At 34.2% G+C, this 23,692-nt stretch carries 24 protein-coding genes and 3 tRNA genes; 12 read left to right on the top strand and 15 right to left on the bottom strand.

Annotated elements, in window-relative coordinates; all coding sequences use genetic code 11:
* Positions 1-5 precede the first annotated feature (5 nt).
* The 3 genes from RTX21_RS00585 (at position 6) to RTX21_RS00575 (ending at position 2,778) form a co-directional block, all read left to right on the top strand.
* Positions 6-1,151: an AI-2E family transporter gene (locus RTX21_RS00585; RefSeq protein ID WP_312764623.1), complete on the top strand. Its 1,146-nt coding sequence runs from the start codon at positions 6-8 to the stop codon at positions 1,149-1,151.
* A gap of 128 nt (positions 1,152-1,279) precedes the next feature.
* Positions 1,280-1,894, top strand: coding sequence for a DUF1684 domain-containing protein (locus RTX21_RS00580; RefSeq protein ID WP_312764621.1), 615 nt, complete (start codon positions 1,280-1,282; stop codon positions 1,892-1,894).
* 290 nt (positions 1,895-2,184) lie between these two features.
* Entirely contained in the window at positions 2,185-2,778 is a 594-nt protein-coding gene (locus tag RTX21_RS00575; RefSeq protein WP_312764619.1) for a Crp/Fnr family transcriptional regulator, read from the top strand.
* Positions 2,779-2,965: 187 nt separating this feature from the next.
* Here the strand turns inward: RTX21_RS00575 and RTX21_RS00570 are convergent, their stop codons facing one another.
* The 3 genes from RTX21_RS00570 to RTX21_RS00560 form a co-directional block, all read right to left on the bottom strand.
* The gene (locus RTX21_RS00570) at positions 2,966-3,217 is read right to left on the bottom strand and encodes a hypothetical protein (protein WP_312764617.1); all 252 of its coding nucleotides are present in this window, start codon (positions 3,215-3,217) and stop codon (positions 2,966-2,968) included.
* Positions 3,218-3,628: 411 nt separating this feature from the next.
* Positions 3,629-3,710 (bottom strand) — tRNA-Leu (locus RTX21_RS00565).
* Positions 3,711-3,827: 117 nt separating this feature from the next.
* Entirely contained in the window at positions 3,828-4,595 is a 768-nt protein-coding gene (locus tag RTX21_RS00560; protein WP_312764616.1) for an MBL fold metallo-hydrolase, read from the bottom strand.
* 54 nt (positions 4,596-4,649) lie between these two features.
* Between RTX21_RS00560 and RTX21_RS00555 the strand changes: the two genes are divergently transcribed.
* Entirely contained in the window at positions 4,650-6,074 is a 1,425-nt protein-coding gene (locus RTX21_RS00555; protein ID WP_312765437.1) for a TonB-dependent receptor, read from the top strand.
* A 10-nt stretch (positions 6,075-6,084) separates the two neighbouring features.
* Entirely contained in the window at positions 6,085-6,534 is a 450-nt protein-coding gene (locus RTX21_RS00550; RefSeq protein ID WP_312764615.1) for a GAF domain-containing protein, read from the top strand.
* 46 nt (positions 6,535-6,580) lie between these two features.
* On the opposite strand, the gene RTX21_RS00545 is transcribed toward RTX21_RS00550, so the two are convergent.
* The 6 genes from RTX21_RS00545 to RTX21_RS00520 all read right to left on the bottom strand — a co-directional run bounded on the left by RTX21_RS00545 (position 6,581) and on the right by RTX21_RS00520 (position 10,455).
* On the bottom strand, positions 6,581-7,309 hold the full coding sequence (locus RTX21_RS00545) for a helical backbone metal receptor (protein WP_312764614.1): 729 nt from the start codon (positions 7,307-7,309) through the stop codon (positions 6,581-6,583).
* Positions 7,310-7,535: 226 nt separating this feature from the next.
* A complete protein-coding gene (locus tag RTX21_RS00540; RefSeq protein WP_312764613.1) occupies positions 7,536-8,117 on the bottom strand; it encodes a DUF5606 domain-containing protein in 582 nt (193 codons plus the stop codon).
* A gap of 92 nt (positions 8,118-8,209) precedes the next feature.
* Complete coding sequence (def, locus tag RTX21_RS00535) at positions 8,210-8,782, bottom strand: peptide deformylase (RefSeq protein WP_312764611.1); 573 nt, start codon at positions 8,780-8,782, stop codon at positions 8,210-8,212.
* Complete coding sequence (ruvX, locus tag RTX21_RS00530) at positions 8,779-9,192, bottom strand: Holliday junction resolvase RuvX (RefSeq protein WP_312764609.1); 414 nt, start codon at positions 9,190-9,192, stop codon at positions 8,779-8,781. The genes def and ruvX overlap by 4 nt, the downstream gene beginning before the upstream one ends.
* Before the next feature lie 96 nt (positions 9,193-9,288).
* A complete protein-coding gene (locus RTX21_RS00525; RefSeq protein WP_312764607.1) occupies positions 9,289-9,885 on the bottom strand; it encodes a hypothetical protein in 597 nt (198 codons plus the stop codon).
* A 63-nt stretch (positions 9,886-9,948) separates the two neighbouring features.
* Positions 9,949-10,455: an RNA polymerase sigma factor gene (locus RTX21_RS00520; RefSeq protein ID WP_312764605.1), complete on the bottom strand. Its 507-nt coding sequence runs from the start codon at positions 10,453-10,455 to the stop codon at positions 9,949-9,951.
* 423 nt (positions 10,456-10,878) lie between these two features.
* On the opposite strand from RTX21_RS00520, the gene RTX21_RS00515 reads away from it, so the two are divergent.
* The 3 genes from RTX21_RS00515 to dacB all read left to right on the top strand — a co-directional run bounded on the left by RTX21_RS00515 (position 10,879) and on the right by dacB (position 15,849).
* Positions 10,879-11,574 (top strand): ATP-binding cassette domain-containing protein, encoded by a 696-nt coding sequence (locus RTX21_RS00515; protein WP_312764603.1) that lies wholly within the window; start codon positions 10,879-10,881, stop codon positions 11,572-11,574.
* A gap of 219 nt (positions 11,575-11,793) precedes the next feature.
* Positions 11,794-14,241 (top strand): primosomal protein N', encoded by a 2,448-nt coding sequence (gene priA / locus RTX21_RS00510; RefSeq protein ID WP_312764601.1) that lies wholly within the window; start codon positions 11,794-11,796, stop codon positions 14,239-14,241.
* 150 nt (positions 14,242-14,391) lie between these two features.
* Positions 14,392-15,849, top strand: coding sequence for a D-alanyl-D-alanine carboxypeptidase/D-alanyl-D-alanine-endopeptidase (dacB, locus tag RTX21_RS00505; protein ID WP_312764599.1), 1,458 nt, complete (start codon positions 14,392-14,394; stop codon positions 15,847-15,849).
* Between the two features lie 175 nt (positions 15,850-16,024).
* Here dacB and prmC read toward each other — a convergent pair whose 3' ends face one another.
* The 5 genes from prmC to RTX21_RS00480 all read right to left on the bottom strand — a co-directional run bounded on the left by prmC (position 16,025) and on the right by RTX21_RS00480 (position 18,782).
* Positions 16,025-16,876: a peptide chain release factor N(5)-glutamine methyltransferase gene (gene prmC, locus RTX21_RS00500; RefSeq protein WP_312765436.1), complete on the bottom strand. Its 852-nt coding sequence runs from the start codon at positions 16,874-16,876 to the stop codon at positions 16,025-16,027.
* Positions 16,877-16,878: 2 nt separating this feature from the next.
* A complete protein-coding gene (gene yaaA / locus RTX21_RS00495) occupies positions 16,879-17,640 on the bottom strand; it encodes a peroxide stress protein YaaA (RefSeq protein WP_312764598.1) in 762 nt (253 codons plus the stop codon).
* Between the two features lie 89 nt (positions 17,641-17,729).
* Positions 17,730-18,341, bottom strand: coding sequence for an L-threonylcarbamoyladenylate synthase (locus RTX21_RS00490; protein ID WP_312764596.1), 612 nt, complete (start codon positions 18,339-18,341; stop codon positions 17,730-17,732).
* A gap of 62 nt (positions 18,342-18,403) precedes the next feature.
* A tRNA-Met gene (locus RTX21_RS00485) sits at positions 18,404-18,479 on the bottom strand.
* Positions 18,480-18,706: 227 nt separating this feature from the next.
* A tRNA-Met gene (locus RTX21_RS00480) sits at positions 18,707-18,782 on the bottom strand.
* Between the two features lie 216 nt (positions 18,783-18,998).
* Here RTX21_RS00480 and RTX21_RS00475 point away from each other — a divergent pair.
* The 4 genes from RTX21_RS00475 to RTX21_RS00460 are packed head-to-tail and all read left to right on the top strand — an operon-like array spanning position 18,999 to position 23,203.
* On the top strand, positions 18,999-19,364 hold the full coding sequence (locus tag RTX21_RS00475) for a BlaI/MecI/CopY family transcriptional regulator (RefSeq protein WP_312764594.1): 366 nt from the start codon (positions 18,999-19,001) through the stop codon (positions 19,362-19,364).
* The gene (locus RTX21_RS00470) at positions 19,364-21,442 is read left to right on the top strand and encodes a M56 family metallopeptidase (protein ID WP_312764592.1); all 2,079 of its coding nucleotides are present in this window, start codon (positions 19,364-19,366) and stop codon (positions 21,440-21,442) included. Before RTX21_RS00475 ends, RTX21_RS00470 begins: the two co-directional genes overlap by 1 nt.
* A gap of 55 nt (positions 21,443-21,497) precedes the next feature.
* Entirely contained in the window at positions 21,498-22,334 is an 837-nt protein-coding gene (locus tag RTX21_RS00465; protein WP_312764590.1) for a GLPGLI family protein, read from the top strand.
* A gap of 20 nt (positions 22,335-22,354) precedes the next feature.
* Positions 22,355-23,203: a GLPGLI family protein gene (locus tag RTX21_RS00460; RefSeq protein ID WP_312764588.1), complete on the top strand. Its 849-nt coding sequence runs from the start codon at positions 22,355-22,357 to the stop codon at positions 23,201-23,203.
* A 41-nt stretch (positions 23,204-23,244) separates the two neighbouring features.
* Here the strand turns inward: RTX21_RS00460 and mscL are convergent, their stop codons facing one another.
* Positions 23,245-23,616, bottom strand: a complete 372-nt coding sequence (mscL, locus tag RTX21_RS00455; protein WP_312764586.1) for a large conductance mechanosensitive channel protein MscL — start codon at positions 23,614-23,616, stop codon at positions 23,245-23,247.
* Between the last annotated feature and the right edge of the window lie 76 nt (positions 23,617-23,692).

Raw genomic sequence — 23,692 nt, 5'->3', positions numbered from 1 at the left:
ACAATATGAATCAAACTTATCCCTTTTATCTCAAACTGTCTAGCATACTTATCAGTATTGTGGTTTTAGGTTTTCTTGCCATTATTGGCGAGCAGATTTTTGTTCCGATGATTTTGGGATTGCTCGTGGCAATTTTGCTGACACCACTTTCCCGTTTTATGGAAAAACGATTGAGATTCCCCAGAAGTCTGTCATCTATTTTGGCGAGTCTTTTGGCGTTGGCAATTATTGGAAGTGTGATTTATGGAATCTCGATGCAAGTTGCGAAATTGTCCAATGACTGGCCTCAGTTTCAGAAGCAGTTTATTACTTTGACGGATGATTTGCAAAGCTGGATTTCCAAAACGTTTGGGGTCAGAAGAAAAGACCAGCTTGAATATCTGAACGATACGGCTAAAAAATCAATCAGCACAGGAACTGCAATTTTGGAAAGAGCCTTGAAGTCGATTGGCTATATCTTGATGCTGACAGGTTTTACGTTTTTATTTGCCTTATTTTTCCTTTTATACAGAACACATCTTCTCAAATTTTTGGTGGCAAGTTTTACGGAATCTCATCACAAAACGGTTTTCGAAGTGGTTCACAGTATTCAGTTTATGGTGAAAAAGTATCTGGTCGGATTATTTCTTCAAATGATCATTGTAACGATTCTATCTTTGATTGCTTATACAATTATCGGAGTCAAATATAATTTTATGCTCGCAATTCTGACCGGAATCCTAAATATTCTGCCTTATATAGGGATTTTCATCGCATTATTGATTGGCGCTTTGATTACGTTTGCAACTTCGGGAATCAGTCACGTTTTATTTATCGTGATTGCTATTGTGGTGATTCACGCCATTGACGGAAACATCATAATGCCAAGAGTGGTTGGTTCCAAAGTGAAAATCAATTCTTTGATTGTTATTATTGGACTTGTAATTGGCGAAATGCTTTGGGGAATCGCAGGAATGTTTTTGACGATACCTGTTTTGGCGATTCTGAAAATCATTTTTGATAGAGTAGAAGGTCTCCAGTCTTGGGGCTTCCTGATGGGAGAAGATGACGAAGTTCCGGTTTTTAAATCGACTTTTGATAAATATTTTTATACTAAGAAAGCTAAAGTTGATAAAATAATTGCGGATTCTGATAACAAAACTCAAGAATAATAGTTTCAGAATATTAACGGCGAATAACAGCAGCCCGGCTTGAACGGAGCTCTTTTTCTTTTTTTGAGAAAAAAGAAAAAAGCGGGAGTGGAAGACTGATAAAGCTGCCCTAACAAATGAAACAATCTATGAAAAAATTAAGTTTCCTATTCCTAATATTGTCTTTATTTCTAAATGCACAGACAGAAAAAGAAAATATTGAGGCTATCAAAAAGTTCCAAAAAGAACTGAATGCGGAATATCTGAACCCGAAAGAAACACCTTTGCGAGGAGATAATCTGAAGAATTTCAAAAAACATCCGTTCTTTCCAATTGATTTGAAGTATAGAGTGACTGCTAAATTTGTAAAGACTGAAAATCCTGTTCCATTTGAGTTGCCGACTTCTTCCGGGAAATTCAAACAATATCAGGAATATGGGAAGGCGACTTTTGATTTGGATGGTCAATCTTTGACATTGACTTTGTATCAAAGTCTGGATTTGATGAAAATGGAGAAATATAAAGATTATCTTTTTCTGCCTTTTCGAGATTTGACAAATGAGAAAGAAACTTACGGCGGTGGAAAATATATGGATTTGAAAATTCCATCAGGGAACGAAATTGTTCTGGATTTCAACCGATCATATCAGCCTTTTTGTGCTTACAATGCTTTTGATTATAACTGCCCGATTGTGCCCGAGGAAAATAAATTGCCTGTAAGAATCGAAGCGGGCGTAATGTATGAAGATGTTTATCATCATTAATAACTTTTATTTCTAGAATATGATAATGATTCCTTAAGTCGTTTTTAGCAGCTTAAAAAGGTGTTTTTTTTCTATACATATTGTCAAATTACATCAAATTAATCCAAGATAATGCCTATTCTCGTATATTAAGATAATGCTTTCATTTCATCCGTGCTCTTTGTAAGCCTTTCTAACTTTTTAATTTTATAGTATCAAATAGAATGACGTTCAGATACCGGAAGTTGGAATGATTATAGTTCATTATAGGACTTACGGTCAGCACATTGTTTAACTTTAATCAAAATAAAATGCTGGATAGACTTATCAAGGAATCGGAAGACGCCATTACACAAAATTATTCAGAAGGAGATATAATATTCTCTGGTGGAGATAAGCCAGTGTTTTACTATCATATTATTAAGGGAGAGGTGAAGCTTCAGAATAAAGACGGTGCATCCAGGGAATTAACTCAAGATGTGCTCTATGAAGGTAAGGGAATTGCAGAATTTGGACTGTTTATCAATGAGTTTTATCCGGTTACTGCAGTTGCGGTTAGAGATTGTATTTTAATAAAACTACCAAAGGCTTCTTTTCTTTCACTATTGAACAAATATCCTGAAATTAGATTAGAGCTGCTAAAGAGTATGTCAAACAGTATTTATTATAAATATTTGATGGGAGATATCTATTTTGTGCAAAATGCTGAAAATAAAATAATAATGCTCCTGGACTACCTCAAACGTCAGCAGCCTAACCAATTCAAATACTCCTATAAGATAGCCTTGACGAGAAAAGAGATTTCAAACTTGACCGGACTGCGTGTGGAAACGGTGATCAGGAGCATTAAGAAAATGGAGAAACAAGGCATTCTAAAGATCATTGACAGAAAAATTTTTTATTGAACAGCTAGCTGGTTATATATTTTCAATAGAAATATAGCATGCTTTCGCAAACGTTCAATATGCTTGCATAATACAGGCTTATATTTGTTTGGCAAATTGCTTAAATTCCAAGCTGGGATGATTTCAATGATTACTAGCTGAGGTTACTATTATCAAGCGCAATAGTTTAAATGGTTCCATTCGATCGTTATAGCAATCTCCTTATTTTAGCTTCCTGCCTGATCTTTCCATAACTGAAAATATTGGCAATGATGATCGGAATAAATGCGATAGGAACTAATGTATAATAACCTGGTCCTATTGTAAACGTAAAGTAATTGCACCCAATTACTAATAGGACGAAAAATATCATAAAGCCGATAAACTGAGCTTTTGCACTTTTAAGTGTTTTTAATAAAGCATCATTTGATAATTTTGAAAGGTTGTCTGATTTTTTCATTTTGTAATATATGATGACATACTACAATTTGAAGTCCAACTTACAGTAAAAATATAAACAAATCAACATCGTATAAACTTTTTGATGAAAATCCGAAACTGAAATTAAATTCATTTTAAAGATGTATTTATTTTAGTGTACCAAATCAAAAAATAAAATTCTAGATGCCTAAATTTGATCTAGGTTGTTTTATATCTAATCTGTTTCAGATAAAAATTATATCTGGTAGTATATTATTACCAATAATTATGGAATCAAGGTTTTGACTCGAAGTGGAGAAAAAGACAAACAAGTTTATGATGATAGTGTGATGGCATTACTTTTAGTGTTAAAAAACTTTGTAATTAATCTTATTATACTAAAAATAAAAAATGGCACCAACTATCTTTAGTTGATGCCATTTTGTTTCTGTACCCAGTGCCGGAATCGAACCGGCACATCTTTCGATACTAGAGTTTGAGTCTAGCGCGTCTACCAATTCCGCCAACTGGGCTGATGTTTCTTTTAAATTGGTGTGCAAATATAGGATTATTTTTCAGCTCTTGAAAACGATTTTGAATTATTTTTTAATTTAGCTCTTAACAATCTGTAAATCAAAAAAATATTTTTATCAAAATTCTATTTCCAAACCGTCGTAAGCTAAATGAATATTATCAGGGAGTTCATTTTCTACTTCTTCGTGGAAACCAAGATGATGACTGATGTGAATTAAGTAAGTTTTTTTTGGTTGAAGTTCCTCTACCAATTCCAAAACCTGAGGCAAAATAAAATGTGAATGATGAGGTTCTGTCTTTCTTAGACAATTAATAACAAAATAATCTAAGCCTTTCAATTTCTCTTTTTCTTTATCATCAATTTTGCTTGCATCGGTGATGTAAGCCAACTTTTTGAATTTAAATCCAAGAATATTAATTTCGGAATGAATAATATCAACTGGCTGAACTTCCACTTCATCAAAAAGTGTAAACTGATTGTCAATTTCAAATAAATCGAAACTTGGCGCACCCGGATATTTATGATCTTTGAAAGCATAAGGAAAACGGTCTTTGATTTCTGTCGCAACACGAGAATTGCAATAAATTGGCATCGAGGCTTTATTTTTGAAAATCAAAGGTCGCAAGTCATCCAAGCCAATAATATGGTCATTATGTTCGTGCGTAATCAGAACGGCATCGATTTGTTCTTCCCGATTGGTCAACATTTGCTGACGAAAATCGGGTCCGCAATCAATTAATATTTTCTTTCCAGAGTCGGATGTTATAAGGGCAGAAGTGCGTAAACGCTTATCTTTTTGGTCTTTGGAAAGACAGACAGGATGATGGCTACCAATAACAGGAATGCCTTGTGAAGTACCAGTTCCTAAAAATTTTAAAAGCATTTTTGTTTTTGCTGTTATTTTGGTAAATTTACAAAATAAATCTAATTCTTTGTGATAAAGCCAAAACTTACCCCAAAACAGAAAGCTTTAGCTATTAATCTCGATTCTTCAATTTACGGAACTTTTGCGGAGATAGGCGCAGGACAGGAAACTGTTCGTCATTTTTTCAGAGCTGGCGGCGCTTCTCAAACTATTGCAAAGGCGATGTCTGCTTACGATAAGGACTTTTCTGATGCCATCTATGGTAAGGAAGCCAAAAACCGATACGTAACTCAGAACAGACTGCGAAAAATGTTGCGTTATGAGGTGGCTCTTATCGAGGAAAGAATCCCAAGAGAGAACAATCCAGGTAAAAAATTCTTTTCCTATGCCAATACAGTAACCACTATCAATTTTGATAAAACGACCAAAGGTCATGGTTGGGTAGGTGTAAGGTTTCAAAATTCTGAAAATGAGGAGTATAACGAAATAATCATTCATGTAAAATTCAAAGAAACGAACCCGACCTTGCAACAGGAAACTTTGGGAAGTTTGGGTGTTAATCTGATCTATGGTGCGTATTTTTATACAGATAATCCGAGAATTCTTGTAGAATCTTTATACGACGATCTGTCTTTGGACAGACTGGAGATTGATATGATAGACTTCAGCGGACCAGCTTTCAAATATGTAGACAATCGTTTGATGAGTCTTCAGTTGGTGAAATTGGGAATGACAGATGCTGTGATTTTCAATTCTCAGGGAAACAATATGTTACCGGCGGATATTCTTTACAAGAAAAATATTTTTGCGGTAAGAGGTAGTTTCCGACCTGTAACACGAGTGAATATTGATATGTTTGAGCACGGTTTGGAAATGTTCAATCAGGATAATTCCTGTGACCACGAGAATACACAGATTCTTTTCGAAATTACGATTTCAAATCTAAGAGCTGCAGGCGATATCGATGAAAGAGATTTCCTGGATAGAGTTGATATTTTGGGAACTTTGGGTTACACGGTAATGATTTCCAATTTTTCCGAATATTACCGAATGGTAGATTATTTCTCTACATTCACCAATCAGCATATTGGCGTTGCAATGGGCGTTAATAACCTTTTGGACGTGTTTGATGAGGAGTATTACAAAAATCTTCCGGGAGGAATTTTGGAGGCATTTGGTAAGTTTTTCAAAAAAGATATGCGTGTTTATCTTTATCCTTACAAGAACCTTGAAGATGGTGAATTGCTGACGTCTGAGAATTTGAAAGTTCAGGATAATCTGAAAGAATTGTACAAGTATTTCAAACTCAATAAGAGAATTGTTGATATTCATAACTATAATCCGAAATTTTTGGAAATCTATTCCAGAGAGATCCTTAAGAAAATCGTGACACACGAATTGGGTTGGGAAGAAGAATTGCCAAAAAGCGTTGCCGAAATGATAAAAGAACGCGGTATGTTCGGTTACAAGGAATTGAGTTTTGACGGACTAAATTAATATTTCAAAAATGGTAGAACTTAAAAAAAGACTTTCGTTCATTTTAGAAAGTCCTGAACACGATACAAATGCAAAGCTTCTGAAAATCTGTCAGGTTTTGGATAATGAAATCACTTATTACAACTGGACGGGATTTTATTTTAAAAATGGAGATAAAGACGAATTGATTCTCGGTCCATACGTGGGAGCAGAGACAGACCATACGATTATTCCATTTGGAAAAGGGATTTGCGGTCAGGTTGCGGTTTCTGGAGAAACTTTTGTTGTTCCGGATGTGAATGCTCAGGACAATTATCTGTCTTGTTCTGTCGATACAAAAGCAGAAATTGTAGTTCCAATCTTCAAAAACGGAGAAAATATTGGGCAAATCGATATTGATAGCCATAAAATTGACCCGTTCACCAAAGAAGATGAAGAGTTGCTAAATTGGCTTTGTGAGGAGGTTGCGAAGATTTTGTAATTAAATTTTTTGTAAAATATTAAAGTCGCATCTACTGCGACTTTTTTTATTGATTGATTTCTGTCAAAAGTTCTCGATAATATTCCCCACACTTCGAAAGATGCGTCCCATACCAAGAAAAAGCTTCGCCGTCAACAATCATAATTTTCTGATTTTGACAAACTTCTTGGATTTCATCAATATGTTTTTCCTTGAAAGGAAAAGGCTCTGACGAAAGAAAAATCAAATCCGCTTCTTTCAAATCTTCCAACTGAATTTCCGGATATCGTTTCTGATTTTTAAACAAATTCTCAAATCCCAATTCTTCCAAAATCCTCGAAATAAAAGTATCGCCGCCAACTGTCATATAAGGATTTTTCCAAATCATATAAGCGACTTTCAAACGTTTTTCAGATTTAGGAATATCAAAAGCTTCATAAATTTTCAGATTGAAAAACTGCGCTTTTTCTTCTTTCCAGAATAGATGTCCGAGTTGTTTCAGTAAATAATAATTGTCTTCCAGCGTTTCGATATTCGTTACCAAAACTCTGAAATCCTTTATCAATTCCTCAATTTGTTCTTTTACGTTTTCCTCTTTGTTGGCAATAATTAAATCAGGTTTAAGAGATTTTATTTTCTCAATATTGAGATTTTTCGTTCCACCAACAGTTTCAACTTTATCAACAATTTCTTTCGGATGAATGCAGAATTTTGTCCGACCAACCAATTCGTCTGTCGTTAAACCCAAATCAAACAAAGCTTCCGTAATCGAAGGAACTAATGAAATAATTCTCATAAAAGGGAATTTATTTTAAAATAATGCTTCGAGAGCCTCAGCAGGACAAATTCAATCTTGAATTTGAAATTGTAGATAATTCAGTCTGAGTCTCTCGAAGATTTAAATATAAAAAAAAACTCTCTCAAAAATAAGAATTTCTGAGAGAGTTTAATATTGTAAAATTAATAATGATAAATGAATTGAGGATTTTCAAATCATCAAATCAACTAATTATCATATCAAATTATTCTTTTTTAGTCGCTTTTTTAGCAGCAGGCTTTTTAGTAGCAGGTTTTTCTACTTTAGCTTCTTCAGTTTTTTCAGCAGTTTTTTTTGCCGGAGCTTTTTTAGCAGCAGGTTTTTTCTCAGCTTTTTCAGCTTTCTCTTCAGCTTTTGGTTCTTCTGCAACTTCTACAGCGGGAGCTTCAGGTTTTACAAAACTTTCAGGCGTGATGTAACCTGCTTTTTGAAGCAAGTTGTACCATTGTGCCAATTTTTTGATATCAGACTCATAAACTCTTTCCACATCATAGTTAGGAAGAGATTCGGCCATAAAAGTTCTTAATTCTTCGCTGGAAGATTTGTGGTTGATAGTTGGCTTATAGTCGTATTTTTTTGCAATATTTTCAAAAACTTCGAACAAAGGAACTTCTTTATCAAATGTGAACATTGCGATGTTGTCAAGAAGACTTACTTGGCTTGAGTTTGAGATGCTCGCTTTTTTCTTTGTGGTGATATCCTCAACGATAAATCCGTTTTTGAGTTGAGAAACCAATTTGAAAAGTCCCGGTTTTCCGGAGATTGAAATAATTTTTTCTAACTGCATTTTAATATTTTTCTTTAGTAAATTTTATGTTTATGTCGGTTGTCTAATGTAAAAAGTCGGTTGTAAAAATACATTTTACTTTTTACAATTTTCTATTTTGGAAATCTCATTTTATAGCTTACTGCAACTTCTCCGTTAGCAATTTTTTGAAGCTTTCCTTTCACTATTTTTTTCTTCAACGCACTCAGGTGGTCTGTAAAAAGAATTCCTTCGATGTGGTCATATTCGTGTTGGATAACTCTTGCTCTGATGTCCGAGAATGTATCGGTATGTTTAACGAATTTTTCGTCGTAATATTCTATTTTGATAGTTGATTTTCGCTTCACATCTTCACGAACTTCGGGAATACTAAGGCATCCTTCATTGAATTTCCATTCTTCTCCGGATTCTTCCAGGATTTTAGCATTGATGAACACTTTTTTGAAATCCTTTAGTTCATCAGCAATATCTTCATAATCCTCATCATCAGAAAGTGGCGAAACATCCACAATGAAAAGTCTGATGTCCAGACCAATCTGAGGTGCGGCCAAACCAATTCCGTTCGCTCCGTTCATCGTTTCGAACATATTATCGATTAGGTCTTGCAACTCAGGATAATCTTTATCGATATCGTGTGCCTTTTTTCTCAAAACATTGTCGCCAAAGGCTCTAATTGGTAGAATCATCTTTTCTGGTCTAAAAAATTTTGCAACAATATGGTTGCGCTCACTTTGTCAATCAATCCCTTTTCTTGTCTTTGTTTTTTGTTTTTTCCGCTTTGGCTAATAAAAAAAGAAGCCATTTTAGAAGTAAAACGTTCATCCAGACGATTGATTTTTTTATCAGGGAAATCCTTTTCAAAAACTAAAATAAATTTCTGAATCTCAGTTTCGATTTCGGACATATTTCCTTTTAAATCTGTGGGAAGTCCGATGACAACTTCGTCTACATTGTTTTCAGAAAAATAGGTTTTCAGAAAATCTACAAGTTTAGAGGTTTCCACTGTCGTCAGTCCGCTTGCAATGATTTGCAAGTCGTCTGTTGCAGCAATTCCTGTTCTTGCTTTTCCGTAGTCTATTGCTAGGATTTGTCCCATAAGTCTGCAAATTTACAAAATTTTCAGCTTATGGAAATTAAAAAAGCCCTGCAAAGTTGATAGGCTTTACAGGGCTTTTTGCTAGATGGATTTGAGTTAATTTTGTTTCATTTCCTCAACCAACAATTTAATTTTATCGATGTATTTTCCATAAAAATATCTGAACCACCAGTTTCCTATAAAGTATAATAAAGATAATCCGAAAAGAACTGACCCGATGAAAACCAATGTTAAATAACCGTTGGTGTAATGATGTGTGTGTGGAATAGACTCTATCACGATGATCATTTCACAGACGAAAAATGGGACAAAGCTTAAGTAAAAAGACAAATAATATTGTTTATTCAGTTCAAATTGATGCAATAAATCTTTTAACGAATCGTAAGTTCCCAAAGTCGGATTACTTATTTCCTTATAAAGCTTAAAGAATTTGCTAAAGAAAAATGCAGTTACCAAAACCATAGAAACAACCAAAATTTCGATGTATAAAGTGAATCTAAAAGGCAGCTGGAAAAACCAGATAGCAATCAAAATAAATGGCATCAAAACAACAGTTGACCAAAATTCATGGCGCATATTTTTCCTGATTTTTTCCAGAGGCAGATGTATTTCTTTTTGCCTTTCAGTAGAGATTTCCGGCGTTTCGGAAACATCTTCTTTATTCCAAAGTGATTTAAGATTATCTAAGTCCATATCTTTGATAGTTGATAGTTGATAGTTGATAGTTGATAGTTGATAGTTGATAGTTGTTGGCTGTCAGGCTCTCGCAGTCTTTTTACTGATTAATTCCTTTAACTTATCCTTCGCACGATTCAGTTTCACACGAGCATTACCTTCCGAAATTCCCATTTGTTTTGCTATTTCTTTTCCGGAAAAATCTTCCAGATAATAGAAAATCAAAGCTTTGTCAATCGGGTTGAGTTTTTGTATGGATTCATACATCATTTTCAGGTTTTGTTCATCTTCATAGTTGTAATCTTCCTCTTTTATTTTGTAGACCGAAACATCATCGTTCTGAATAAAACTCCGTCTTTTCTCAGATTTAAGGAAAATAATCGCAGTATTCAGAGCAATTCTGTAAAGCCAAGTTGAGAATTCCGACTTTCCTTCAAAACTTGAGAACGATTTCCAAACCTGGTAAACAATCTCCTGAAAAAGGTCATTCTGGTCATCACGATTATCCATATACATCTTGGAGATCTTGAAGATGATTCCTTTATGTTTATCGATTTTCTCTAAAAATTCTTTCTCAGATGACTGCATTATTGTTTTTAACTCTATTCGATTAGTAATGATATCAAAAATTTGTTACAAAAAATAATTTATGATTTTTATTTGGGCAGCTTAATCCGCCTTCCGCTCCCAATCTTTTCACTCCACTACCTTGCGTAAAAGGATTTCCGCTCAAGTCGGGCTGCGGATTCAATATAAAATAACATTACTATAAAATAGAATTTTGTCATTCCGTAGGATTCTAAACCATTATATGTAAAGTGTTGAGATTCCTACGGAATGACAAAGTTTGCGTTCAATTCTTATTTGAGCGAAGCGTCTTTGCGAAACTTAAAATAGTTTCAATCAATTCAAATAATCTTTGCGGACTTTGCGTTCAAAAAGATGCAGTAATTTTCATATTTTTGTGAAGATTAAGAATCACTCATAATTCATCACTCATAACTATAATCGATGTCTTTAAAAATTTCAGGACTTACCAAAAAATTCGGAGAGCAGATTGCGCTCAACGATATCAACATAACGATTGCCAACAACGAGATTATCGGATTACTCGGGCCAAATGGTGCAGGAAAATCCACGTTGATGAAATCCATCACAGGTGTTCTGAAAATCGACGAAGGCGAAATTCTTTTGGACGAAAAAAATATCTCAGAAAACGAAATCGAATCCAAGAAAAAAATAGGTTTTCTTCCGGAAAATAATCCGCTTTATAACGAGATGTTTGTCAGAGAATATCTTCAATTCGTTGCGAATCTTCATAATATTAAAAAAGAAAGGGTAGAGCAGGTCATCGATCTGGTTGGCATTACACCGGAAAAATCAAAGAAAATCGGTCAGCTTTCCAAAGGTTACAAACAGCGTGTCGGTTTGGCGCAAGCCATTCTCCACGAACCTGATCTATTGATTCTTGACGAACCAACGAACGGACTTGACCCCAATCAGATTGTTGAAATCCGAAACGTCATCAAAGAAATCGGAAAAGAAAAAACCGTGATTTTGTCCACGCATATTATGCAGGAAGTGGAAGCGCTTTGCTCGCGCGTGATTCTGATTCATCAAGGCAATATCATCCAAGATTCTCCAATTTCAGAATTCAAAGGAAAATTTGCAAGTCTGGAAGAAGCTTTCCAAAGTTATACAATTTAATTATAAATGATTAATTATAAGTGATTCTTAGCTTGATAAATAAATTAATCTCAGTTTGAAATTAAACACAATATTTGTCATTCCGTTGCACTGTTCTTCTATGTCGAGATTCCTACGGAATGACAAAAGAGAGTTTTAGCGAAGCGTCTTTGCTGACTTAAAAATATTTTCAATAAATTCAAAAAAATCTTGCGCTCTTTGCGCTAAAAATATAACAACTTGAACTTCGCTCAAATCATCCTTCCACTTAATCTCAAAGGAACTTTCACATACAAAGTTCCAGCAGATTTTTTGGGTAAAATTGAGGTCGGAATGCGGGTTTTGGTTCCGTTTCGTGGGAAGAAAATTTATACGGGAATTGTTGCAGAATTGTTTAATGATTTCGAAGAAACTTTTGTTCCTAAAGAAATCATTAATCTATTAGACAATCAACCGATTGTTCCAAAACAGCAATTGGATTTTTGGAATTGGTTAAGTTCTTATTATCTCTGTAATCTGGGCGAAATTTACCGTTTGGCATTTCCTTCTTCTCTTAAATTAGAGAGTGAAACTTATGTCAGATTATTATCCGAAAGAACTATTGACTGGCAAAATCTGGATGCGAATGAAACTTATCTTCTCCAAGCGTTGGAAGTTCGACAAATGCTGAATTTGCAGGAGATTGAAGCCTTCATCCCCAAAAAAGAAATCATCAAAACCATCAATGCGCTGATTGATGAACGATATATTTCTGTTGATGAAAAAATCACTGAAAAATATAAGGCGAAAGAAATTGCTTATCTGAAAGTCAATGATGAAGCTTTGGTTTCAGAGAATTTGGCGATGATTCTTTTGAAACTCGATAAAGCTAAAAAACAAAAAGATTTATTTCTAAATATTCTTTCCAAACAAATTGATAATCCTGAAAATCCAATCCGAAAATCTTTGGTTTTTGATGAAGGCAACTTTGTCAATCAACAACTTAAATCTTTGATAGAAAAAGGCTGGGTTACAGAATATTATCTGGAAAAAGACAGAATCGATTCTTACGAAGGCGAAATCGAGGAGATTGAAGAACTGACGGAAAATCAGAAAAAATCGATTTCAGAAATCAATCAAGCTTTTGAAGAGGATAAGAATGTGTTGCTTCACGGTGTGACTTCATCGGGAAAAACACATATTTATCTTGAGAAGATTGAAGATTGTGTTAATTCCGGACAAAATGTGCTTTTGCTTTTGCCTGAGATTGCTTTGACCAAACAAATCACAATCAGACTCGAAAAAAAATACGGCAAGAAACTCGGTTTTTATCATAATAAATTGACAGATTTTGAAAGGGTAGAAGTCTGGAGAAAAATCAAAAAAAATGAACTTAATATACTGATTGGAACTCGTAATTCGTTGTTTTTACCTTATGAAAATCTGGGATTAATCATTGTTGACGAAGAACACGATTCAGCGTACAGACAAAGAGACCAGCACTTCTTTTTCAATGCGAAAGATTCTGCGATGATGTTGGCAGAATTTTATCAAGCGCGATTGATTTTAGGTTCAGCAACGCCTTCTTTGGAGAGTTACGATTTGGCAATGAGAGATAAACTGCGTTATGTGATTCTTAATGAAAGATTTGGAAAAGTGGATCTGCCGAAGTTTGAAATCATCGATATCAAAGAAGCACAAAATCAGAAAAAAATCGTTGGGAATTTCAGTCAAAAAATGGTTGACGAAATCAATAGTCAACTTGAAGGACAAAAACAAACAATCATTCTTCACAACCGCCGTGGTTATGCGAATGTCATCGAATGTGAAACTTGTGGTCACGTGACTTATTGCAGTAATTGTGATGTGGTAATGACTTATCACAAAGCTTCCAACGAGCTCAAATGTCATTATTGTGGACATCGTGCTTCCAAACCGATTGTCTGTCCAAGTTGCAACAGTGATAATCTGAATACAAAAGGCGTTGGTGTTGAACAAATTGAGGAAGAAACGCAGAAAATATTCTCTGATTCGGAAGTGGATAGAATGGATGTGGACTCGATGCGAAAGAAATTTGCTTATGAGAAACTCTATGAAAAATTGGAGAATGGAGAAACCGATATTTTAGTTGGAACACAGATGATTTCCAAAGGTTTGGATTTTGATAATATAGAATTGGTCGCGATTCCTAAAGCAGATTCTCTGATTCATGTTCAGGATTTTCGTGCGGAAGAAAGAGCTTACCAGTTGATTACACAAGTTGCAGGACGCGCAGGACGAGTTTCTGGAAATGGTAGGATTTTGATTCAGACTTATAATCCGTCGCATTCTGTTTTTGAATTGATTAAAAATCAGAATGTTAAAGAGATTTATAATTATTTTCTTGATGAAAGGAAAAAGTTTCTCTATCCACCATTTGTCAAATTAATAATGATTGAACTGAAACACAGGAAAGAAGATAAAATCAACAGAGCCTCTCAGTTCTTGGGGTCGATTCTTAGAAAATATATTCCGGAAGAATGCATTCTTGGTCCGGAGAAATCCCCTATAGCAAGGCTTAATAATCTCTATCAATATCAGATTCTTCTCAAATTTCCCAAAAATAAAAACTATAGAATCTATAAAGAATTGCTTTTGAAATCTTTTGATGAATTTGACGAGATCACAGCTTACAAATCTGTGAAAAAAGATTTATTTGTTGATTTTTAACAATTTTTAACGGCTTTTCAGATTTTTTATTACGGGTAACCGTAAAATCGACGGCAATATTCTCTAACTTTACTTAGTTATGATAATAAGATTAGACAATCTTAAATCTTAATTAATAAAAATTCAATAAAAATTGTAATTGTTTTGAGAATGAATAAAATCAAAAATTATTTTTCAATCATCGCAATTGGTTTTTCCTCGTTTGTATTTTCGCAAGGGAGCGTCGCAGTTTCTACATTTCCACAAGTTGCTGACCAGCAAAGTCTTGTAAAGGATATTACCGCAGAAAAGGCGCTGTTGTCTCCGAAAGAGCAGATTGAGTTCAATATCAATAAGATGTTTACAGACCCAGTTCTGAGAAATGCCAATTGGGGATTTGTAGTTTATGACCCAAAAACGGAAAAAATTGTAACGGCATACAACGAAACAGCACCGCTAATTCCGGCTTCTACAACCAAATTATTAACAACAGAAACGGCGTTTTCTTTATTAGGAACGCAGTACAGATGGAACACTCAGTTGGAATATTCTGGCAGTATTGATGTTGAAGGCGTTCTGACAGGAAATCTCTATATCATCGGAAGTGGTGACCCTTCTTTAGGTGGAAATAGAGGCGGCGCAGCGAGTTATACGCAGATTGTTAATCAATATCTCGATGCTATTAGAGAAAAAGGAATTAGAAAAATTACAGGAGATATTATCATCCAGACTGCGATTTTCAAGGAGAATAAAAAGCAGGAACTTCCGCAAAATATCGTTTGGTTGGAACAAGCTAATTATTTTCTACCAGTTGGAACAACCAAAGATATCGACCCCAAAAATGAAAAGTTACTTATTAGTCAATCTAATAATCCATTTAATCAAGCAAAAAAATATTTCTATGTTTCACCTTACACCAACAAGGCTGTCTATGCTGATAAATTTGAAGGTGCTTGGGTAACAACAAAAGTGGCTGAACCACCTGCTTTTTTGGCTAACAAATTGAGAGAAAGTCTGGTTAAAAATAAAATCACCGTTTCAGGAAAAGTAACTCCTAAAATTGTTGACAGAGAACCGGAACCAAGAGAAATTTTGACGATTTATAAATCTCCGACTTTAGCTGAAATCGTCAATTACACCAACCAAAGGAGTGATAACGGTTATGCAGAAGCATTATTGAAGTCTAATGGTTTCCAAAAGCTGGGCGATCAAACAGTAGAATCTGGAAGATTAGCTGTCACTGAGCATTTGCAATCTATCGGTTTTGATTTGGAAGGACTGAATTATATGGACGGAAGCGGATTGTCAAAAGCACACACTGTAACTCCGATTTCTCAAGCTAAATTTTTAGCAAAAATGATGAAATCGCCTTATTATAAAGAATACTTCGATTCTTTGCCAATTGCAGGACAATCAGGAACACTCAAGCATATGTTTATGGTGAATTCCAACGGGCAGATTTTTGCTAAAACAGGAACTCTAAATGGTGTGAAATGTTTAGCAGGTTATATCAAAACAAGAAATAATAAAACATTGGCATTTTCCCTATTGATCAACAAGTTTTCAGGTTCTGTCAATCAAGTGAAAGATAGAATGGAGCAATTGCTTGATCCTACTTTAGATCTGTAATAAATTTTATATTTCCAAAGTCGAATTCAGGAAATCAAACAATGTCAAACTTTCGATGAAGCAGATCATTCTTTTATTGAAAGTTTGACGTTGTTTATATTTTTTATTCTTGGTTGAGAAATGTTTTTTTCAAATAATTGTAGAATACGGGATTACTTTAAAATATTTTATATTGCTAAAACTTCCTTGCAAAAATCATTCTGTCATTTCCTGAAATATCTTTCAAAAGTTCAGCTTTGGGAAAATGTTGAAACAATTCCAAAGTTTCTTTTCCTAATTTTTGATTAATTTCAAGGAAAATCGTTCCATTTCCAGAAAGATGATTCGTAGAATCACGGGCAATTTTTCTATAAAAAATCAAAGCATCAGAAGTAGGAGAGAAGAGTGCAATATTGGGCTCAAAACCTTTTACAGAGTCTTCAATCTCGATATTTTCTTCAATTCCAATGTATGGAGGATTGCTAATGATAATGTCATAAATATCATCAAGCTTTTCATTCAGATAATCTTTTTGAATAAAATTAATTTCTGTTTTATGAAAGTTGGCGTTTCTTTTAGCAATTTCCAAAGCACTTTCAGAAATATCAATAGCAGAAACTTCTGCTTCTGGAAAATGTTTCTTCAAAACAATCGGAATAATTCCGCTGCCGGTTCCGATATCCAGTATTTTTAAACCTTTAACCTTCAACCTTAAATCTTGAACCTTCTGAATTGCCAATTCCAACAATTCTTCTGTTTCCGGTCTTGGAATCAAAACGTGCTCATTGATGAAAAATTTCATTCCATAGAACTCAGTTTCGCCAAGAATCTGTTGAAAAGGTTTTCCCATTTTCAATTCTGAAATAGCTTCTGAAAATTTTTCGGAATCAATTTCAGATAAGCTTTGATTAAGATTTTGTCTCAGTTCAATTTTACTCAGTTCAAGAAAATTTTCACAAAAAATAGAGAACAATTCCTCAATTTCAGATTTGGAATAGAGATTGGAAAGTTCGTTTTGAAAAACGGTTTTAGTTTCAGAAAGTTTCATCATTATCTTGTGAAAACCAAATTAATTTCGGTTGATAATTTCTCGTCCAAAAGATAATTTTCGTAATTGAAAGCTTTCAACTCATCCAAGGTCTGAACATTATTTTCAGCGCAAAAACGAAGCATCAAACCACGAGCGTGTTTGGTGTAAACCACGATCGTTTTCAAATTCCCATCAGGCTGTATTTGTTTGAATTCGAAATCAATGACTTTGGACTTTAATCGTTTTCTGTCAATCACTTTAAAATATTCTGTACTCGCAAGGTTAATCAAAAGTTCACCTTTTTTTAATTCAGAATTGATTTGCTCTGTTATTTTTTCAGTCCAGAATTCATACAGATTTTTATAAGAATCGAATTGGAACGGTCTTCCCATTTCCAAACGATACAACATCACTTTGTCAGAAGGTTTCAAAAGCCCGTAGAGCCCGGATAATATTCTGTAATTCTTTTCAAGATACTTTACAGCTTTTTCATCCAAAGTTTTAGCGTCCAGACCACGATAAACTTCACCTGTGAAAGCAAACATTGCCGGCGCCGAGTTTTTAGCTGTCGGTTTTGAAGACCATTTTTGGTTCCGTTCCCAATTCTCGTCTGCTAGCTTCGGAGAGATTTCCATTAATTCGGCCAAGAATTTGGGAGACTTCTCTTTTAAAAAAGATTGGATGAATTCTGAATCCTTAATGAATTTAGGTGTTGTGCTTTTTAAAAATTCTGTAGAATTTTCTATGTTCATCAATTTAGCAGGCGATGTTATGAATTTCATTTTATTGTTAGTTGGTCGTTGTTGGATTTAAGTCTGAGTTTCTCGAAAACTTAATTAAAAACTTGATTCTTTTTCCTTTTGTTAATTTTTTATAAAATGCCTTTCCCTTGTCGAATAATTTCAGGTTCGCCGGAAGTCAAGTCAACAATTGTGGAAGCTACATTGTCTCCATATCCAGAATCAATGACCAAGTCAACCAATTTATCATATTTTTCAGCAATCAGTTCTGGGTCTGTTGAGTATTCCAAAATCTCATCATCATCATGAATAGAAGTAGAAACAATCGGATGTCCCAATTTATCAACAATCATTTGTGGGACAATATGGTCAGGAACTCTGATACCAACTGTTTTGTGTCCTTTATAAGCAGTCGGAAGATTTCTGTTGGCTTCTAAAATAAATGTAAATGCGCCCGGAAGATGCGTTTTTAGAAAACGGAACGTTGAAGTTTCTATCGGCTTTGTGAATTCTGAAAGATGACTCAGGTCATTACAGATGATTGAAAATTTTTGTTTGTCGATCTTGATTCCTTTTATCTGAGCGAGTCTTTCCATTGCTTTGTGATTGTAAATATCACAACCAATCGTGTAAATCGTATCCGATGGATAAATAATTACGCCACCGTTTTGAAGGACTTTTACGGCTTCGTCTATCAAATTTTCTTGCGGATTTTGCGGGTATATTTTTAAGATTTTTGCCATAGTCAAAGGTATGAATTGATTTAAATAAAAAAAAGAGAATCAAAAAATTGATTCTCTTAAATTGGTTGCGAGGACACGACTCGAACGTGCGACCTCCGGGTTATGAGCCCGACGAGCTACCTACTGCTCTACCTCGCGATATTGTTCTGCAAATATACGGCTTTTTTGATACAAGTCAAGTTTTTTGTGATTTTTAATTTCTAAATTTGATTTTGCCAAAAATTTAGATGAAATTTTTGACTGCTTTAATTTTCGCTGATTCAGGAGATTTAGCAAATCATTAAGATGAAAATATCTGCAAAATCTGTTACTCCGCGAGAATATTAAACAATAAAAAGAGAACCACAATTGTGATTCTCTTGGATTGGTTGCGAGGACACGACTCGAACGTGCGACCTCCGGGTTATGAGCCCGACGAGCTACCTACTGCTCTACCTCGCGATATTGGACTGCAAATATACGACTATTTCCATTTGTGTCAAGTGTTATTTTAATAATTCTCATATTTAGCACTTTTATTAAATTTATATATTGAAAATCAAATAGTTATGGTTTTTAACTTCTTTTAACTATAAAAATAGTTGTATGAATTGAAATTAATCCTACATTTGTATTACTAAGTTTTTAGTGATATAAGATTGATTGTTTTTAAAGTGAATGAATATGAATAAGTTAACCAAAGCAGAAGAACAGGTAATGCAGTACCTTTGGCAGATAGAGAAAGGATTCTTAAAAGACGTTTTAGAATTGTTTCCTGAACCAAAACCGCATACCAATACGATTTCCACGATTTTGAAAATCTTAATGGAAAAAGGATTTGTGAACTACAAAACTTTTGGAAGACAACACGAATATTTTCCCTTAATAAGTAAAGAAAATTATAGTGGAAGGTCTATCAGGAGCTTGGTTAAGAATTATTTTGAAGGTTCATACACCAATGCTGTTTCGTTTTTGGTAGAAGAAAACGAAATCAGTGTGAAAGATTTGGAGCTTTTATTAAACGAACTTAAAAACAAGGAATAATGGAACCAATATTACTTTATTTTGGCAAGATGATTCTCTGCTCAGCAGTGATGTTTGCATATTATCTATTGTTTTTAAAGGACAAGACTTTTCATCATTATAACAGATTCTATCTTTTATTTTTGGTAATCATCAGTCTGGTTCTACCTCTGATAAAAGTTTCTTATTTTACGATAGAAACAAATAAAAATTTGTATCTGCTTCTTAGTGGATTCAATCAAAATCAATCTCAAAATTCAAACTATGACATCACTATTTATTCAGTTCTTTATACAATTATTGGAGTGGTTTCAGTCGCTCTTCTGATTCGATTAATACTAGGAATTTTAAAGATCAATTCGATAAAAAATCAGTTTCCGAATGAAACTATTGAAGGAATCAAATTTTATCAGACTAATCTTAACAATGCACCGTTTTCATTCTTCAGAAACCTGTTCTGGAAAAAATCAATAGAGATTAATTCTCCCGTTGGACAGCAGATTCTGAAGCACGAAATGGTTCATATAGAACAAAAACACAGCTGGGATAAACTCCTGATGCAATTGGCGAAATCCATTTTCTGGTTCAATCCTGTGTTTTACTTTATCAACAAAGAAATCAATCTTATTCACGAATACTTGGCGGACAAGAAAGCAGTTAAAAAATCGGACACAAAAGCATTTGCGCAGATGCTTCTGGAGAGTCATTTCTCGGGTTCGATTTTGCCTGTAACAAGTCCTTTTTTATCATCTAACCTCAAAAAAAGACTTACAATGATTACAAAAAATCAAACCAAGTACAGCTATGCACGCAAGTTATTTGCGCTACCAATCTTATTTTTTATGGTGTTTGCTTATATGGTCAATGCTAAAAACAAAGAAATCAAAGAAACGAACAAGGCGATAGAAATCGCTGTTGAGCAAATCAAAATGGATACAATCCAGCCGAAAAAATCAGAATTTGATAGCTTGGCAGACAATCATCAGAGACAAACAAAAGCTTATTCTGATGCGTTGCAGGAAGACCATTTGAAAATGTCGGCAATCAGCAAAAAAATGGCTGAGAAAAGCAAGGAATTATCAGCTTTGAAAAAAGCTAAAAAAGAAAATTCTCCGGAATATAAAGCCTTGGAAGATGAAATGGAATCGCTTGCGGCTAAAATGGATGACGTCGTCAACTCGGATAATTATAAGAGAAACATCAAAGGCTTGGAAGAACATTCCGAAGCAATGGCGAAAATGTATGATTCACCTGAGTTCAAGAAAAAAATCGCTAATGCTGATGAAATAGCGAGGAAAGCCGAGGCTATGGTCAATTCTCCGGAATTCAAAAAGAGAATTGCTGCTGCAGACAAACAGGCGAAAATTGCCGAGCGAATGATGAATTCTCCTCAGTTCCAGAAAAATTTGAAGAATGCGCAGGAACAAGCTGAAAAAATGCAGATCAAAATCAATTCTCCCGAATTCCAGAAAATGATTCAGGATGCACAGAAAAAAGCTCAGGAAGCGTCTGAGCAATATGGGAAAATATATTCAGAAGCTGAGTTCCAGAAAATGATCAAAGACCAATACGGAAAAGATGCTTTTACTGACGGGACCGTGGCTTATGGATTTGATGGAAGTGATTTTCCGGAGTTCAAAGACCTGACAACTAATTTTAATTTTAAGTTTTCTGATGATAACTTCTTTAATGAGGCTAAATCCAAATTGTCTCCAAAAGAATTAAAAAAAATGGAGAAGAAGAGAAAGCAACTTCAGGAAAAGCAGAAAGAATTGATGGAAGAACAGAAGAAACTACAGGAAAAACAACGCGAATTGAACAAAGAGATGCGCCAGAATAATCCTTGGACAATCAGTTTTAATTCCAATTTAGATTCTCCGAAAGCATTGGTTTATAATAAAAATATTGCTTCACCAATGAGAATCAATAAATTAAGTCAAGTAGTTGTTCTTGATAAATCAAATGATAATGCAATGGTTTATATCAATGGAAAGGAAGTTGATATGGCTGAGCTTAAGAAAATTGAACCAAGCACTATTTCATCGGTAAACGTTTTAAAGACGAATGGGGTTGGAAAAATTGAAGTTACTACAAAATAAACATGTACATTCATAACACTTTAGCCGGTTCGCCGGCTTTTTTATTACTTGAAATATGAAAAAATTACTTTTACTTTTTACATTTTTTGGAATTTTGACAATGGCTCAAAACAAACGTTTTATTTATGAATACAAATTCATTTCAGATTCGACCAATGTAGAAGATGTCAAAACAGAAATGATGTTTCTTGACACATCAAAAGATGGCTCCAAATATTATAGTTACACGGTTTTCAACTCAGATTCGCTGATGAAAATTGATTTGGAAAAACAGTTGGCAGCAACCGGTTCCATCAACATTCGCTCTGATATGCAGAAGGGTAACGTGCGATATTCCGTTACAAAAACTTACCCGGATTATAAAGTTAACCTTCACAGAAGACTTTCTATGGATGCGTATAATATTTCGGACGACAGAAAAATCAATTGGAAGATCTTATCAGACAAAGAAAAAATAGGCGAGTGGAACGCTCAAAAAGCAGAAGCGGATTTCGCAGGAAGACATTGGATTGCTTGGTTCTCTACAGAAATTCCCATTCAGGATGGACCTTACAAATTCCAAGGTTTGCCAGGATTGATTGTGAAAATTGAAGATAAAACGGGTTCTCACAGATTAGAATTGAAAGGAATTAAGAATATCAAAGGAGATTTGAATATCAATGTTTTTGAGGCTAAAGAAATCGCAATCAATTCTAAACAATTCCAAAAAGTCATCAAAGAATATGAAAATGACCCAACTAAAGGAATCAAACAAATGCAAATGGGCGGCGCAACAATTGTGATGACGGGAAAAGACGGTAATTCTTCTAAAGTTGCAAAGGAACAGGAAGAAAGATTGAAAAATCAAATCAAAAAAGATAATAATAAGATTGAACTTGATATTGTGAATTAAATAAAACTAAAAACTAAACTATGAAACCATTTTTCTTAATCCTTTCTTTTTTAATTTCGATTTCGATTTTTTCTCAAAGTCAGCGGTTTTATTACAATTATCAATTCCAGACAGATTCAACGGATTTGGAAACCAAAATGTCAGAGTTAATGGTTTTGGATATTGATAAAAAAGGCTCTAAATATTACAGTGAATTTGTTTTTCAAAATGATTCTATCATGGATTCACATTTCAAAAAAAATATGGCAGCACATGATGATAGTCCTGTACCTATGTCTGGAAAGCAAGGCGTTGTAGGCTATAAAATTTTAAAATCTTATCCGGATTTTAAATTGAATCATATTGTGACTTTGGATATGACGCTTTATAATGCCAGTCAGCAAGTTAAAATCGATTGGAAGATTCTACATGATAAAGAAAAGATAGGCAATTGGAATGTTCAAAAAGCAGAAGCGGATTTTGCTGGCAGAAAATGGATTGCCTGGTTCTCAACCGATATTCCGATTCAGGATGGACCTTATAAATTCTATGGTTTACCAGGTCTTATTGTAAAAATCGAGGATAAATCTGGCCTTCATAAAATGGAGTTAAAGGGAATCAGTAAAAATGTTTTGGAAAGAGATATTCTTGCTTTTGAATTTGAAAAACCTATTGCGCTGGATTACAAAAAATATCAGGCGGTTTATAAAAAATACAGAAAAGACCCGATGGCAAATTTGAAAAAGAAAGCTCAGGACGGTCAGTTTTATGTAACAGACGATGCAGGAAACAAACTGAATAATGCAGATTATCTGAAGTCTCAGGAAAAGATGATGATGGAGCGGATGAAAAAGAATAATAACATTCTGGAACTTGATCTATTGAAATAAAAAATGCCACTTTTAAGTGGCATTTTGTTTTATTGAAATTATCACTTCTTCTTCAACTCATCACGGATTTCCATCAACAATTGATCAGTGGATGAAGGTCCAGCCGGAGCTGCCTCTTCTTTCTTGTTGACCTTGTTGGCAAGTTTTATCAGCCAAAATAAAACAAATGCAATTACAAGGAAACTGATGACAGAGGAAAGGAAATTTCCATAAGTAACGCCGTTCCAAGACAATTCCTTGATGTTTTCTGCACCTGCAGCTTTCAAAGCAGGAGTTAATAAAAGCGGTGTGATCACATCATCTACCAACGATTTTACAATTGCACCAAACGCTCCACCAATGATAACACCGACTGCAAGGTCTACTACATTGCCTTTGAAAGCAAATTCTTTAAATTCTTTTACAAATCCCATAGTTGTATTTTTTATAATTGTTATAAACAAAAATAGCTTTTTTTTTATTTATAATAGTTTATTCATTCATATTTCA

The sequence above is a fragment of the Epilithonimonas sp. genome (assembly GCF_032054305.1).
Lineage (GTDB): Bacteria > Bacteroidota > Bacteroidia > Flavobacteriales > Weeksellaceae > Epilithonimonas.
The sequence above is the reverse complement of the archived record's forward strand: the minus strand, read 5'-3'. Positions and strand labels throughout refer to the sequence as shown.

Excerpts from the sequence above, each read along its gene's own strand:
- def (WP_312764611.1), bottom strand. The coding sequence starts at position 8,782 with ATGATTCTACCAATTAGAGCCTTTGGCGACAATGTTTTGAGAAAAAAG.
- prmC (WP_312765436.1), bottom strand. The coding sequence starts at position 16,876 with ATGAAACTTTCTGAAACTAAAACCGTTTTTCAAAACGAACTTTCCAAT.
- RTX21_RS00540 (WP_312764613.1), bottom strand. The coding sequence starts at position 8,117 with ATGCAGTTAGAAAAAATTATTTCAATCTCCGGAAAACCGGGACTTTTC.
- ruvX (WP_312764609.1), bottom strand. The coding sequence starts at position 9,192 with ATGGGACAAATCCTAGCAATAGACTACGGAAAAGCAAGAACAGGAATT.
- RTX21_RS00465 (WP_312764590.1), top strand. The coding sequence starts at position 21,498 with ATGAAAAAATTACTTTTACTTTTTACATTTTTTGGAATTTTGACAATG.
- RTX21_RS00460 (WP_312764588.1), top strand. The coding sequence starts at position 22,355 with ATGAAACCATTTTTCTTAATCCTTTCTTTTTTAATTTCGATTTCGATT.
- dacB (WP_312764599.1), top strand. The coding sequence starts at position 14,392 with ATGAATAAAATCAAAAATTATTTTTCAATCATCGCAATTGGTTTTTCC.
- RTX21_RS00515 (WP_312764603.1), top strand. The coding sequence starts at position 10,879 with ATGTCTTTAAAAATTTCAGGACTTACCAAAAAATTCGGAGAGCAGATT.
- RTX21_RS00525 (WP_312764607.1), bottom strand. The coding sequence starts at position 9,885 with ATGGACTTAGATAATCTTAAATCACTTTGGAATAAAGAAGATGTTTCC.
- yaaA (WP_312764598.1), bottom strand. The coding sequence starts at position 17,640 with ATGAAATTCATAACATCGCCTGCTAAATTGATGAACATAGAAAATTCT.
- RTX21_RS00580 (WP_312764621.1), top strand. The coding sequence starts at position 1,280 with ATGAAAAAATTAAGTTTCCTATTCCTAATATTGTCTTTATTTCTAAAT.
- mscL (WP_312764586.1), bottom strand. The coding sequence starts at position 23,616 with ATGGGATTTGTAAAAGAATTTAAAGAATTTGCTTTCAAAGGCAATGTA.
- RTX21_RS00470 (WP_312764592.1), top strand. The coding sequence starts at position 19,364 with ATGGAACCAATATTACTTTATTTTGGCAAGATGATTCTCTGCTCAGCA.
- RTX21_RS00570 (WP_312764617.1), bottom strand. The coding sequence starts at position 3,217 with ATGAAAAAATCAGACAACCTTTCAAAATTATCAAATGATGCTTTATTA.
- RTX21_RS00560 (WP_312764616.1), bottom strand. The coding sequence starts at position 4,595 with ATGCTTTTAAAATTTTTAGGAACTGGTACTTCACAAGGCATTCCTGTT.
- RTX21_RS00520 (WP_312764605.1), bottom strand. The coding sequence starts at position 10,455 with ATGCAGTCATCTGAGAAAGAATTTTTAGAGAAAATCGATAAACATAAA.
- RTX21_RS00575 (WP_312764619.1), top strand. The coding sequence starts at position 2,185 with ATGCTGGATAGACTTATCAAGGAATCGGAAGACGCCATTACACAAAAT.
- RTX21_RS00475 (WP_312764594.1), top strand. The coding sequence starts at position 18,999 with ATGAATATGAATAAGTTAACCAAAGCAGAAGAACAGGTAATGCAGTAC.
- RTX21_RS00545 (WP_312764614.1), bottom strand. The coding sequence starts at position 7,309 with ATGAGAATTATTTCATTAGTTCCTTCGATTACGGAAGCTTTGTTTGAT.
- RTX21_RS00585 (WP_312764623.1), top strand. The coding sequence starts at position 6 with ATGAATCAAACTTATCCCTTTTATCTCAAACTGTCTAGCATACTTATC.
- RTX21_RS00550 (WP_312764615.1), top strand. The coding sequence starts at position 6,085 with ATGGTAGAACTTAAAAAAAGACTTTCGTTCATTTTAGAAAGTCCTGAA.
- RTX21_RS00490 (WP_312764596.1), bottom strand. The coding sequence starts at position 18,341 with ATGGCAAAAATCTTAAAAATATACCCGCAAAATCCGCAAGAAAATTTG.